The 12727-nt window shown below is 47.4% G+C and carries 12 protein-coding genes; 11 read left to right on the forward strand and 1 reads right to left on the reverse strand.

What is annotated here, in order from left to right; genetic code table 11:
• Positions 1-15 precede the first annotated feature (15 nt).
• Complete coding sequence (locus COPRO5265_RS00960) at positions 16-1398, reverse strand: GntP family permease (protein WP_012544418.1); 1383 nt, start codon at positions 1396-1398, stop codon at positions 16-18.
• Between the two features lie 189 nt (positions 1399-1587).
• Between COPRO5265_RS00960 and COPRO5265_RS00965 the strand changes: the two genes are divergently transcribed.
• From COPRO5265_RS00965 to grdD, 11 genes are all read left to right on the forward strand, one after another.
• Complete coding sequence (locus COPRO5265_RS00965; RefSeq protein ID WP_012543754.1) at positions 1588-2364, forward strand: DeoR/GlpR family DNA-binding transcription regulator; 777 nt, start codon at positions 1588-1590, stop codon at positions 2362-2364.
• A complete protein-coding gene (gene pfkB / locus COPRO5265_RS00970) occupies positions 2361-3284 on the forward strand; it encodes a 1-phosphofructokinase (RefSeq protein ID WP_012543864.1) in 924 nt (307 codons plus the stop codon). Before COPRO5265_RS00965 ends, pfkB begins: the two co-directional genes overlap by 4 nt.
• Positions 3285-3286: 2 nt before the next feature.
• Positions 3287-3742 carry a PTS sugar transporter subunit IIA gene (locus tag COPRO5265_RS00975; RefSeq protein ID WP_041735528.1) on the forward strand — a complete coding sequence of 152 codons (456 nt, stop codon included), beginning with the start codon at positions 3287-3289 and terminating at the stop codon, positions 3740-3742.
• Positions 3743-3818: 76 nt separating this feature from the next.
• The gene (locus tag COPRO5265_RS00980) at positions 3819-5207 is read left to right on the forward strand and encodes a PTS fructose transporter subunit IIC (RefSeq protein WP_012544298.1); all 1389 of its coding nucleotides are present in this window, start codon (positions 3819-3821) and stop codon (positions 5205-5207) included.
• A gap of 214 nt (positions 5208-5421) precedes the next feature.
• Positions 5422-6351 (forward strand): thioredoxin-disulfide reductase, encoded by a 930-nt coding sequence (gene trxB / locus COPRO5265_RS00985; RefSeq protein ID WP_012544222.1) that lies wholly within the window; start codon positions 5422-5424, stop codon positions 6349-6351.
• 13 nt (positions 6352-6364) lie between these two features.
• Positions 6365-6682: a thioredoxin TrxA gene (trxA, locus tag COPRO5265_RS00990; protein WP_012544218.1), complete on the forward strand. Its 318-nt coding sequence runs from the start codon at positions 6365-6367 to the stop codon at positions 6680-6682.
• A 20-nt stretch (positions 6683-6702) separates the two neighbouring features.
• Positions 6703-7989 (forward strand): glycine/sarcosine/betaine reductase component B subunit, encoded by a 1287-nt coding sequence (locus COPRO5265_RS00995; RefSeq protein WP_012543550.1) that lies wholly within the window; start codon positions 6703-6705, stop codon positions 7987-7989.
• Between the two features lie 26 nt (positions 7990-8015).
• Positions 8016-8480 carry a glycine/sarcosine/betaine reductase complex selenoprotein A gene (gene grdA, locus COPRO5265_RS01005; RefSeq protein ID WP_083760206.1) on the forward strand — a complete coding sequence of 155 codons (465 nt, stop codon included), beginning with the start codon at positions 8016-8018 and terminating at the stop codon, positions 8478-8480.
• A gap of 66 nt (positions 8481-8546) precedes the next feature.
• Entirely contained in the window at positions 8547-9854 is a 1308-nt protein-coding gene (gene grdB / locus COPRO5265_RS01010; protein ID WP_012544714.1) for a glycine reductase complex selenoprotein B, read from the forward strand.
• A 169-nt stretch (positions 9855-10023) separates the two neighbouring features.
• Positions 10024-11568 (forward strand): glycine/sarcosine/betaine reductase complex component C subunit beta, encoded by a 1545-nt coding sequence (gene grdC, locus COPRO5265_RS01020; protein ID WP_041735533.1) that lies wholly within the window; start codon positions 10024-10026, stop codon positions 11566-11568.
• A gap of 7 nt (positions 11569-11575) precedes the next feature.
• Positions 11576-12715 carry a glycine/sarcosine/betaine reductase complex component C subunit alpha gene (grdD, locus tag COPRO5265_RS01025; RefSeq protein WP_012543788.1) on the forward strand — a complete coding sequence of 380 codons (1140 nt, stop codon included), beginning with the start codon at positions 11576-11578 and terminating at the stop codon, positions 12713-12715.
• Positions 12716-12727 lie beyond the last annotated feature (12 nt).

The raw sequence follows: 12727 nt of genomic DNA on the forward strand, positions 1-12727 counted from the left end.
GTGGTCACCTATTCTCTACGCAAACAATGCAAATAAGATAATGGTGGTTATGATAGTTGCTAATCCTTCCAGTAGTGTGCCCATGGTCTGTGCTTTGTAGGCATCGGTCACCTTCATACCGCTAAATTGGCTTACCACCCAGAAGTAGCTGTCATTTACGTGAGATACGGTCATAGCACCTGCACCTATTGCCATAACTGCTAATGCCAGCTGCAAAGGTGTAGTAATACCCAACTGCGGCAGCATGGGAGCCATCATGCTGGAAGTAGTAACCAAAGCCACCGTTGATGAACCCTGCGCCGTCTTTAGCAGGGCAGAGATCACGAACAAAAGTATGATGGCACCAATCCCTGCCACGTTTCCCGTGGCAAGTGTTTTTATGTAGTCGGAAATAGGAGAGTTAGAGAGCACTGCACCTAAGGAACCACCTGCACCAGTTATGAGGAGTATGTTAGCTGAGTCGAGAAGGCCTTTTCCCACCCATCCATTGAGTGTTTCTTCAGATAGATTTGGCAGTAAAAAGAATGACAGCAGTACGCCTACCATGAGTGCGTTTACTGGAGTACCTAAGAACCCAATAAAAGCGCTGCCAAATCCTGTGTACTTTGTAAAGCTGACTACGGAGGACAAGGCGATAAGAACTATGGGTACTACGATGGGAGCAAAGGAAAGCCATACGTTGGGCAGTTTTTTGTACTGTTTTTTGAGCTCGTCGTAGCTCATCTGGTTTTCCGTGCCTTCAATGATAATGTTTTTCCCTATGCGGTTTGCCCACCAAAGGCCTACCAAAGCAGCTGGAATAGCTACGATAAGTCCCACGATGATGACCAAACCAAGATCTGCACCGACGTTTCCGGCAGCGGCTATAGGTCCGGGTGTGGGAGGTACCAGGGTATGGGTTGCGTAAAGACCAGTGGACAGAGCAACAGCCATGGTAGCCAACGGTATCCCAGCCCTTTTTGCCAAAGCCTTGTTTAGTGGTGACAGAATGACGAATCCTGAATCGCAAAACACGGGAATACTGGTGACGTAACCGATAATGCTCATGGCCAAAGCTGATCGTTTTTCTCCCACAATTCTAAGAATGGAGTCTGCCATGCGCAATGCTGCACCGGATTTTTCAATAATGGTTCCGATAATGGTACCAAAGACAATGACCAATCCAATGTTAGTCATTAAATTACCAAAGCCACTAGCAATTACTGTGCCAATGTACTTGAAAGGCATACCGGCTAAGAAAGCAAAACCATAGGCACTAAAAAGCAGCGCCAAAAACGGATGAAGTTTCCATTTTGATGTGGAATAGACGATAAAAAGAATGACTAAAACCAAGAAAACCAATAACAGTGGTCCATGAACCATGACCTGTTTCATCTCTGCTACTTGCTCGGGTGTCATTAGTCGTTCCTCCTTTTTGTGTTGGCTAGTCTAACTTGATTATATACGGCTTTTCTGAATAAATTCACATGACCCTGATAAGTGCTCGGTTAGCGGTTCTTTTGAAGAACTATTGACTTTCTAAAAACGATCCTATATAATCAAAAGTAATCATAAATGGTCACGAATGACCAAAAATGAGCAGGTGATATGGTGCTAGTGGGAGAGCGGAGGCAGAAAATTCTTGAGGTTGTAAGCAGCGGAAAGGCCGTCACTGTGGAGGAACTAAGCAGGATTTTAGATGTTTCCCCTTCTACTGTGAGAAGAGATTTGAGGTTCTTGGAGTCCAAGGGCCTGCTTTACAGAACACACGGCGGCGCTATGCCTCCTGTGTTATCAAGCTACGAGCCATCACTGGTTGAGAAGGAAAGCTCCATGGTGGAAGAAAAAGAGGCCATAGGCAAGTACGCAGCTTCTCTTATAGAGGAAGGGGACACAGTGGTCATTGATGCTGGTACAACCACTATACACATAGTAAGAAGTTTGATGGTTAACAAAGCCAAAATAGTTACCAATTTTCTTAAAGCAGCGCTGGAAGTCCCGTACAAACCTGACATAGAGGTTCTGTTAACTGGTGGAAACCTAAGGTTCAGCACACAAGCACTTGTGGGTCCCGTAGCAGAAAACTTCTTGCAGCACATAAGAGTTGATAAAGCCTTTATTGGAACTAATGGTGTTACCTTGGAAGGATTTTCTACTCCAAACGTGCTGGAGGCTGCCACTAAAAGAGCCATGGTCAAATGTGCAGAAAAAGTCTTTGTGGTGTCGGACAGCACTAAGTTTGGAAAGGAATCCTTTGTCCGTTTTGCGGACATCGACGAAGTGGACTGCATAATAACAGATTGGCATTTGGCTGATGAGGAGGTGAAAAGCTACCGAGAAGCTGGTTTGGAGGTAATTAGAGTAAAAGAAGGGGGAACCATATGAACAATGGCGTGGCCACGGTAACCTTGAACCCTGCTATTGACCACACGATTTATGTAAATACGTTTACACCCAATACTCTAAACAGAGCGGAAGCAGTTGAGTACCACATTGGCGGCAAAGGCATAAATGTCTCCAAAGTACTTTCCACATTGGGGCAACCCAGCGTAGCTTTGGGTTTCTTAGGTAGGAATGCGCTGTATTTCGAAGAGGAACTAAAAGCAGCAAGTATTGAGACTGATTTTGTGCAAGTCTCTGGCAGAACCAGAACCAACATAAAAGTCATCGATAAGAGTAACTTAGGCTGTACGGAGATAAACGAGCCGGGACCATATATTGACACTGCTAGTTGGGAAAAGCTAGTAAAGAAAGTTACTTCGTGGGCAGCGAAGTGCGAGTACGTAGTTATTGCAGGTAGTCTGCCACCAGGTGTGCCCCATGACAGCTACAAGTTTCTTATTCAAGAGGCAAAAAAACAAGGGGCAAAAACAGTTCTGGATGCAGATGGAGAAGCCCTGAAGAGAGGTTTACAGGCTATGCCTTTCATGATTAAACCCAACATCCATGAGCTTGAGGGGTTGACTGGTAAGCAATTATCTGGAAGCAAACAAGAATTGCTAAGTGTTTGCCGCGAACTACTTTTAGCTGGTATATCAGTGGTGGTTGTGTCCATGGGAAGTGAAGGTAGCATTTACGCTTCTCAGGAAGGCATTTATAGGGTTTACCCGCTCAATCTGGAGGTTAAAAACACCGTGGGTGCAGGAGATGCCATGGTAGCTGGTTTGATCCATGGTATGAGCAAAGGATTGCAGGCGGAGAAGTTGGCAGCTTTTGGGGCTGCCGTTTCAGCCTGTCAAATTGTGGATGACTTTGGCAGACTGGAGGAGTTTTCGAAACAAATAAGAGTGGAGAGGTGGGTGTGAAGGTGGACATTTCAGAGGTACTAAAACCAGAACTCATGAAGTTCGACATGGAGGCGCGTGAAAAGAGGCAAGCCATTTTGGAACTTGCTCAGCTGATGTGGGAACACGGTTATGTTGAGGATTTGCAGGGTTTGGTTGATGCCACCATGGCAAGAGAGGCAGAGTACTCCACGGGTATTGGTATGGGTGTGGGCATACCTCACGCCAAAAGCCCTCTGGTGAAGCAGCCTGTAGTGGCTTTTGGTAAATCCAGCAAGGGCATCGAGTTTGACTCTTTCGATGGGGAGCCGGTCTACCTTGTCTTTCTCATTGCCGTACCTGAGAAGTCTGATAAAGAGCATTTGAACATTCTCAGCATGTTGTCCAGAGCGTTAATGCATGAGGAGGTGAGAGAAGCTCTGATGGGAGCTTCCACGCCAGAGGAGGTGGTCAATGCGTTTCAGATCAACGACGACTGAAAACAAAGGCAGTAAATGTAAGAAAAATGAAAAAAGCTGTAAAGCAAAGGCAAATTAGTGGGAGGTGCAAGAAACTATGAAGATGGTAGCTGTGACAGCTTGTCCAACTGGGATTGCCCATACGTACATGGCTGCAGAAAGTTTGGAAAAGGCTGCAAGGGAATTGGGTGTGGAAATAAAGGTTGAAACAGAGGGTTCTGTGGGTGCGGAAAATGCCTTAACCCCAGAAGATATCGCCAGCGCTGATGTGGTCATCATTGCTGCTGCCACGCAAGTACCTAAAGACAGATTTGCTGGAAAACCCATTTTAGAAGTGCCCATTCAAGATGCCATAAAAAATGGAAAGGCTGTTATTGAACGTGCCATGAAATTGGAAAAGCCAGCGCAAATGGATTACGTCCAGCAAGTTCAAAAAACGAAAGAGGAAAAATCAGAAGCCCGAACTGGTGTTTACAAACACCTCATGACGGGTGTGTCCTACATGCTTCCCTTTGTGGTAGCTGGTGGCATACTGATAGCCTTGTCCTTCGCTTTTGGCATACATGCTGCTGATGTGGAGGGTAGTTTGGCTTGGGCGCTTATGAAGATTGGTGGCGGTACTGCTTTTGCATTAATGGTCCCAGTGCTAGCAGGTTACATTTCTTATTCCATAGCTGATAGGCCGGGTCTGGCTCCTGGCATGATTGGCGGTATGCTTGCTACATCGCTAGGTGCTGGGTTCTTGGGCGGAATCGTAGCTGGCTTTTTGGCAGGCTATATAACACAGTGGCTAAAGAGTGTGATAAAACTTCCCAAGTCACTGCAAGGGTTAATGCCAGTGTTGGTGCTTCCACTACTTTCTACTGCGGCAGTGGGGTTGCTCATGATTTACGTCATTGGAACACCGGTTGCCAGCCTCATGAACGCACTAACGAGTTGGCTCACTGGCATGAGTGAAGCAAATGCCGTGGTCTTGGGCTTAATCCTTGGGCTAATGATGGCTTTGGATATGGGAGGTCCCGTGAATAAGGCAGCTTACACCTTTGCCGTGGGGCTGCTCGGTTCTCAGATCTATTCACCCATGGCTGCTGTGATGGCTGCTGGTATGACGCCGCCTCTAGCGTTGGCACTGGCCACTGTTTTGGCTAAGAACAAGTTCACGCGTGAAGAAGTAGAGGCAGGTAAGGTGGCTTGGATATTGGGTGCGAGTTTCATAACCGAAGGCGCTATTCCATTTGCCGCTGCGGATCCTTTGAGGGTTATCCCTTCCATAATGGTAGGCTCTGCTGTTACAGGTGCTCTGTCCATGGCTTTTGGTTGTCAGCTTATGGCACCTCACGGAGGGGTGTTTGTGTTCTTCATACCCGGTGTTATTACTAATTTGCCCATGTACATCGTTTCCATATTGGCTGGTACAGTTGTGTCAGCACTGCTCTTAGTGATGCTTAAACCCAGTGTGAGACCTGTACAAGCAGCTGCTCAGTAACACTACGGCGCTCGTGTAACGCGAGTAGTTACATATTACAAAGGAAAGGGCTGGTGCCAAATTAAGAGTGCCAGCCCTTTCTTAATTGAATGTATGCGTTGACTCCTAAGAAAAGTGTTTTAGCATTGCATACGTTCAGCGTGAAAAAATGATAAAATAATTTTAAGTGAATCGCGACGAAAATAACAATAAATCTCATCTGCGAGGTGACAAAATGCCCGATTTGTACGATTGCTTAATCATTGGTGCAGGACCAGCGGGTTTGTCGGCTGCTATTTACGCCGGAAGAGCAAGGCTTAGCACCATAGTTTTTGAAAAAAAGCAAGTGGGGGGTCAAGCTGCACTTACTTGGGGTTTGGAGAACTATCCAGGTTCCGTAGAGGATCCCACAGGACCCAAGATTACCGCCAGAATGCGTGAGCAGGCTGAGTATTTTGGCGCTCTTATAAAACACGAAGAAGTGAAGTCTGTGGATCTGAGCGGGAAAGTGAAGAAAGTAGTTACCAACAAGGGTACGTATGAAGGGAAAACAGTCATTTTGGCTCCAGGAGCTTCCCACATCAGGCTGGGCATTCCTGGCGAAGAGAAGTTTACCGGCAAAGGTGTTTCCTACTGCGCCACTTGCGATGCCGATTTCTTCACCGATTTGGATGTTGTAGTCATCGGTGGAGGTGACTCTGGGTTGCAGGAGGGTTTGTATTTAACAAAGTACTGCAACAGCGTAACCATTGTGGAAATGCTCCCCGAGCTTAGGGCTTCAAAAATACTTCAAGAACGAGCTGCGAACAACCCTAAGGTAAAAATTCTCACCCACACAGCTGTGGAAAGCATTGAAGGAGAAGATCTCGTAGAAAAGGTTGTGCTTAAAGATACGCAGACCGGCGAAAGAACGGAGCTACAGGTTCAGGGTGTGTTTGTGTTTGCTGGCATGAAGCCCGACACGGAGCTTTTCAAGGGTTTGGTGGACATGGATGAAAAGGGCTACATAAAGACTGATGAGTACATGCGTACCAATGTACCAGGTGTTTTTGCTGCTGGTGATTGTAGGGTTAAATGGCTCAGACAGGTGGTAACAGCTGCTGCTGATGGTGCACAAGCCGCAGTGGCAGCAGAAAGATACGTGGACGAGAACTTCTCTGACTAAGGAGGTGACAAACATGGTTGAGGTAACAGCTCAAAATTTCGAACAGGAAGTAAAAAGTGAAACCGACAAATTGGTGTTGGTGGACTTTTGGAGTGAGAAGTGCGAGAAGTGCATGGCTCTTATGCCCGAGGTAGAGGAACTGGAGAAGAAATACGCAGATAAAGTGAAGTTTGCAAAGGTCGATGCTGCTAAAGACAGGCGCTTCTGCTGGAGTTTAAAGGTGATGAGCTTGCCCACATTCCAGCTGTACAAAAATGGCGAAAAGGTGGACGAGATTACACAGGATGTAACCGTTGATAAAATCGAGGAAATGATTAACAAGTACTTGTAAGCGAAGAAGGGGGTGACAGCGTGAAACTGGAACTCGGTAACATCTTCATCAAAGATGTGATTTTTTCCAACGAAACCAAAGTGGTCGATGGTGTGCTCCATGTTAACAAGGAAGCCATTATTGAAGCCCTCATGCAGGATCCTCGCTTAGCCAAGGTGGACATTGATTTGGCTAAACCTGGTGAGGAGGTCAGGATCATCCCGGTAAAAGACGTTATTGAACCTCGTGTCAAAGTCAGTGGACCGGGTGGTGTGTTCCCGGGGTTCATCAGTAAGGTTAGCACTGTTGGCAGTGGGCGCACTCACGTGCTGAAGAACACAGCCGTGGTTACTACTGGAACCATTGTGGGCTTCCAGGAAGGCATCATCGATATGTCGGGAGAAGGAGCCAAATACACTCCTTTTTCCAAGACGTTGAACATTGTTGTGGTGTGCGAACCCGTGGAGGGGCTGCCAAAGCATGAGCACGAAGAAGTAGTGAGGCTGGCAGGACTTAGAGCTGCAGCCCTGATCGGAGAAGCCGGGAGAAATGTGGAACCTGATGAAGTTAAGGTTTATGAGACACTACCTTTGTTTGAAAGTGTAAAGAAGTATCCTGATCTGCCCAGAGTAGGGTATGTATATCAATTGCAGAGCCAAGGCCTGCTCCATGATACATACGTGTACGGTGTGGATGCGAAGAGGATTCTTCCCACGTTTATGTATCCCACAGAGCCCATGGATGGTGCCATTGTTAGTGGTAACTGTGTTTCTGCTTGTGACAAGAATCCAACGTATGTGCACCAGAACAATCCCATCATTGAAGATTTGTATGAGCGCCACGGTAAGGACTACAACTTTGTTGGCGTCATCATTACTAACGAAAACGTCACGTTAGCTGATAAGGAGCGTTCTTCTGACTACACAGCAAAACTAGTGGAGTACTTGGGTCTGGATGCAGTAATCATTAATGAGGAAGGTTTTGGAAATCCTGATACGGACCTCATCATGAACTGCAAGAAGATTTCCGAAAAAGGGATAAAGACGGTGCTTGTCACCGACGAATACGCAGGCCGAGACGGGCAGTCGCAGTCTTTGGCCGACGTGGACAAAACCGCTGATGCGGTGGTATCCGTGGGTAACGCAAACGAAATCGTTCACTTGCCACCTATGAAGAAAGTCATAGGCGATCCTAAGGCTGCCAATGTCATCGCGGGCGGTTTCGAAGGAGCTCTGGCTCCTGACGGCAGCATAACAGTGGAGCTTCAAGCCATAACAGCCTCTACTTCAGAAGTAGGATTTGGCACATTGGCAGCAAAAGGGTACTAGATCACAAATAAGGAGGGAGTAAGCCCATGTTAGAAGGAAAGAAAGTCATCATTGTAGGCGAAAGGGACGGCGTTCCGGGCCCCGCCATTGAAGAGTGCATTAAAACAGCAGGAGCAGAAGTAGTATTTTCTACTACAGAATGCTCTGTTTGAACAGCCGCAGGCGCAATGGACCTTGAGGTTCAAGGTCGTATAAAAGAAATAGCCGAGAAGTACGGACCTGAAAATGTTGTCGTGATCTTGGGCAACAGTGACCCAGATGGAGCATCCATTTTTGCTGAAACCGTTACCAACGGTGACCCCAGCTTTGCTGGTCCGCTAGCTGGTGTTGCTTTGGGACTCCCCGTTTACCACATTATTGAACCGGAGATCAAACAGGAAATAGATCCACAGGTTTATGAGGAGCAAGTAGGTATCGTAGAAATGGTTTTAGATGTGGACGCAATAACCAATGCGGTTAAGTCCATAAGGGAGCAGTACAGCAAATTCTAATGGAAACACGTTGTGAACGTGGAGAAACTATTTCAGATGCTGTGCTGTTCATGAGGAGGTGATGGAATGTTAAAAGTAGTACATTACATAAACCAGTTCTTTGGGCAAATAGGTGGCGAAGACAAGGCAGATACTCCACCTCTGGTTAAAGAAGGACCAGTAGGCCCAGGATTGGCTTTGCAGCAAGCACTGGGCGATCAGGGAAAGGTAGTTGCTACCATCATATGCGGAGACTCTTATTTCAACGAGCACGTGGACGAAGCCTTAGCAGAAGTCCTTCGTATGGTGGAACAGTATCAGCCTGACCTGTTTGTGGCTGGTCCTGCATTCTTTGCTGGGCGCTACGGAATCGCATGTGCCACAGTGTGTAAAGCTGTGCAGGAGAAGTTCGGCATTCCCGTGGTGACTGGAATGTATCCCGAGAACCCCGGTGTGGATTTATGCAAGAAAGACGTTTACGTGGTAAAGACCGGTGATTCAGCTGCGCAGATGAAAGATGCCATAACAAAGATGGTAAAGCTGGCTCTAAAAATGGTTAACAAAGAGGAAATTGGGACTCCCGAGGAAGAGGGCTACATTCCCAGGGGCATTAGGAAGAACTATTTTGCTCAGGAACGTGGTTCCAAGCGTGCAGTGGACATGCTTGTTAAGAAGCTTAAGGGAGAACCTTACACAACGGAACTGCCTATGCCGGAGTTCGATCGTGTACCACCAGCTCCTGCCGTGAAGGACTTGAGTAAAGCACTAGTGGCTTTAGTAACTTCTGGTGGTATTGTGCCTAAAGGTAATCCTGACCACATTGAGTCTTCCAGTGCAAGTAAGTTTGGGAAGTATGACTTGGAAGGCATTCAGGCACTTAGTCCGGAAACTCACCAGACAGCTCACGGTGGGTACGACCCTGTGTATGCCAACGAAGATCCCAACAGGGTATTGCCTGTGGATGTGATGAGAGAGCTGGAAAAGGAAGGGAAGATCGGCAAACTTCACAGGTACTACTACGCCACAGTAGGCAACGGTACCCCGGTTGCCAAGGCTCAGCAGTATGGTCAGGCCATTGCAAAGGAACTCAAAGATGCAGGAGTGCAGGCTGTCATACTCACCTCAACCTGAGGGACTTGTACTCGTTGCGGTGCAACGATGGTAAAAGAACTTGAGAGGGCAGGATTGCCCACGGTTCATATTTGTACCATTGTGCCAATTTCCAAGACCGTAGGAGCTAACAGAATAGTGCCTGCGGTGGCCATTCCTCACCCACTGGGGAACCCAGAGTTGTCCAAAGAAGACGAAAAAGCCTTAAGAAGGAAGATTCTCGAAAAGGCTTTGGAAGCGTTGCAGACAGATATTGATACCCAGACGGTTTTTGAGTGGCAGTAAGAAGATTAAAGGGGCGGCTCACCTGTGGGAGAACCGCCCCTTCTTATTGATGTGTGCATGCGATAATTTCATACACATGAAGAGTGGTTGCATACGAGGAAAAAAGGAGAAAGGTTATTTTTTTGAGCACTTCTAAAGAAAAAACACTGCAAGGAAGGGAGTTTGTGCGATGAAACCCGTAGTCAAGGGTACAAGTTTTGTGCTGGTACACACACCAAACATTATGACTGAAGCAGGAACCACATTCACGTTGGAGAAAGCGGAGAACAAGAACACCGAGTTTCTTCAAAGAGCCCCTGAGTTTGTACGAAGCTACGAACAGTGTGTAGGTTACCCACCGAACCAAGTTTTCATTGGAAACATGAATCCTGAAGAGCTTGAAAACATTCCTCAACCGTGGTACGAGCATTTGACAGAGGCAAAAAGATTTGGCAAGTTCGGAGAAATCATGCCCGAAGATGAGTTCTATGGGCTCATGCAAATAGCTGACGTTTTTGACTTGGTTTGGCTGGAGGAGTCCTTTGCGCAGCAGATTAAAGAAAAGCTCTCTAAACATCCCTTGCTGGACGAAAAAGACCTTAGTAAGCTCAAAGGAAAGCCCTTAGCTGAGATTGAGAAACACATAGAAGACGAAGGGATTCCGCTAAAGCTGGATGGAAAAGTGGTAGGGTGTGTAAGAAAGGCTCACGAAATGGATGAAACATTGGCAGCGCATGTCATGCTTGAGAACTTGGCAACTAAGGCATCTGCGATTCTGGCTTTGAAACATCTGCTAAGGAATACGAACATGGATCCGGGTGCTATTGAATACATCATTGAGTGCTCTGAAGAAGCTTGCGGCGATATGAACCAGAGAGGTGGAGGCAATTTTGCCAAAGCTATCGGTGAAATTGTGGGCACTGTGAATGCTACAGGTTCCGATGTACGGGGTTTCTGTGCAGGCCCAGCTCATGCCATCCTTCATGCAGCATCCATGGTGGCCTCAGGGGTATTTAAAAACGTGGCAGTGGTTGCAGGAGGCGCCACAGCGAAACTGGGTATGAACGCTAAGGAACATGTAAAGAAGGGTGTTCCACTGCTGGAGGATGTTTTGGGTGGATTTGCTGTGCTCATCTCAGAGAACGATGGTGTAAGCCCCGAGATACGTCTGGACAGCATTGGCGTCCATACTGTGGGTACGGGTTCGTCGCCACAGCAGGTCATGGGCGCATTAACGGTGAAACCATTGGAGAAGCTGGGACTGAATTTGCAGGATGTGGACAAGTACGCTCCTGAAATGCAGAACCCGGAGGTCACAGAGCCAGCTGGCGCTGGCGACGTTCCAAAGTCCAACTACAAAATGATTGCAGCACTGGCTGTGAAACGCGGCGAAATTACTAAAGAAAACATGGATGATTTCATAAGAAAGCACGGCATGCCCGGGTTTGCACCTACTCAGGGCCACATTCCTTCTGGTGTGCCTATCATGGGCTATGCTCGAGAAAAGATACTGGAAGGCAAGCTTTCTCGGGTCATGGTTATTGGGAAGGGGAGCTTGTTCCTTAGTCGCATGACAAACCAGTTCGATGGTGTTTCCTTCCTCATTGAGAACAACAAGGGCAAAGAGGAAGAGAAGCTCGCTGAAGTGAAAGCAGGTGAGGAGGAACAGCTACGTAAACTACTGGCAGATGTTCTCCGAGACGTGGCTAACCGTCTCAGGAACGAAGAGGTGTAAAAGGACCATGGACAGAAACTTAATGGCCGACATTTTGGAACAGGTAGCCGATTTCTTGGAAAAAGGCGAATACAGAAAGAAAGTACGAGTGGGTATTACCACACTGGGCAGTGAGCACGGCACTGAGGAAATTATCCGCGGAGCTGAACTTGCTCAAAAGCTCTATGACGATGTGGAAGTGGTACTCATCGGGGCAAAGGGTAACAGTTCTCTGCATTGCTATGAAGCCGAGACGTTGGAAGGGTGCCACTGCCTCATGGAAGAGCTTCTGGACAAGCATGAAATTGATGCTTGCGTGACCATGCACTACAATTTCCCACTGGGTGTTTCCACAGTGGGAAGGCTCATAACGCCAGCCAAAGGCAAAGAGATATTGCTGGCGACCACTACGGGTACTGCAGCTGCGGATCGTGTGGAAGCCATGGTGAAGAACGCTGTTTATGGCAACATTGTGGCAAAAGCTTTGGGGATAAAAGAACCCACTGTTGGCATATTGAATGTGGATGGCGCAAGGCAAGTGGAAAGAGTACTTAATCAGCTTAAGGAAAGGGGCTATCCCATAAAGTTCGCTCAGTCACTCAGGGAAGATGGCGGTGTGGTTATGCGTGGGAACGATTTGTTGGCTGCTTCCTGTGACGTCATGGTTACAGACACGCTTACGGGCAATCTGCTGGTTAAGATATTGTCTGCGTTTACTACAGGTGGGGACTATGAATCCATCGGGTTTGGTTATGGCCCTGGCATTGGTGAAGGATATGATCGCATCATCATGATTTTATCCAGAGCTTCAGGTGCGCCTGTGGCCGCCAATGCCATAAAGTTTGCAGCCGACCTGGTAAAAGGTAACCTTAAGGAGGTTGCGCGTGCGGAATTTGAAATGCTAAACCGCATAGGTTGGAAGGATCTACTTAGCAAAAAGGAAAAGGCACCTGCAGCGGAGTTGCAAGAAGTAAAAATGCCTGATCCGAAGCCCGTAGCAGAGGAGATATCTGGTATTGACGTGTTGGAGCTGGAGGACATGGTTAAGCTCCTTTGGTCTCATGGGATCTACGCTGAGAGCGGAATGGGCTGCACCGGTCCAGTAATCAGGGTTAGTGAAGAAGATTTGGAAGAAGCCATGAAACTTTTGCAGGAGGCAATGCAATAAGAAAGCTCTTTT

Source organism: Coprothermobacter proteolyticus DSM 5265, from assembly GCF_000020945.1.
GTDB lineage: Bacteria > Coprothermobacterota > Coprothermobacteria > Coprothermobacterales > Coprothermobacteraceae > Coprothermobacter > Coprothermobacter proteolyticus.

Excerpts from the sequence above, each read along its gene's own strand:
- COPRO5265_RS00960 (WP_012544418.1), bottom strand. The coding sequence starts at position 1,398 with ATGACACCCGAGCAAGTAGCAGAGATGAAACAGGTCATGGTTCATGGA.
- COPRO5265_RS00965 (WP_012543754.1), top strand. The coding sequence starts at position 1,588 with ATGGTGCTAGTGGGAGAGCGGAGGCAGAAAATTCTTGAGGTTGTAAGC.
- pfkB (WP_012543864.1), top strand. The coding sequence starts at position 2,361 with ATGAACAATGGCGTGGCCACGGTAACCTTGAACCCTGCTATTGACCAC.
- COPRO5265_RS00980 (WP_012544298.1), top strand. The coding sequence starts at position 3,819 with ATGAAGATGGTAGCTGTGACAGCTTGTCCAACTGGGATTGCCCATACG.
- trxB (WP_012544222.1), top strand. The coding sequence starts at position 5,422 with ATGCCCGATTTGTACGATTGCTTAATCATTGGTGCAGGACCAGCGGGT.
- trxA (WP_012544218.1), top strand. The coding sequence starts at position 6,365 with ATGGTTGAGGTAACAGCTCAAAATTTCGAACAGGAAGTAAAAAGTGAA.
- grdC (WP_041735533.1), top strand. The coding sequence starts at position 10,024 with ATGAAACCCGTAGTCAAGGGTACAAGTTTTGTGCTGGTACACACACCA.
- grdD (WP_012543788.1), top strand. The coding sequence starts at position 11,576 with ATGGACAGAAACTTAATGGCCGACATTTTGGAACAGGTAGCCGATTTC.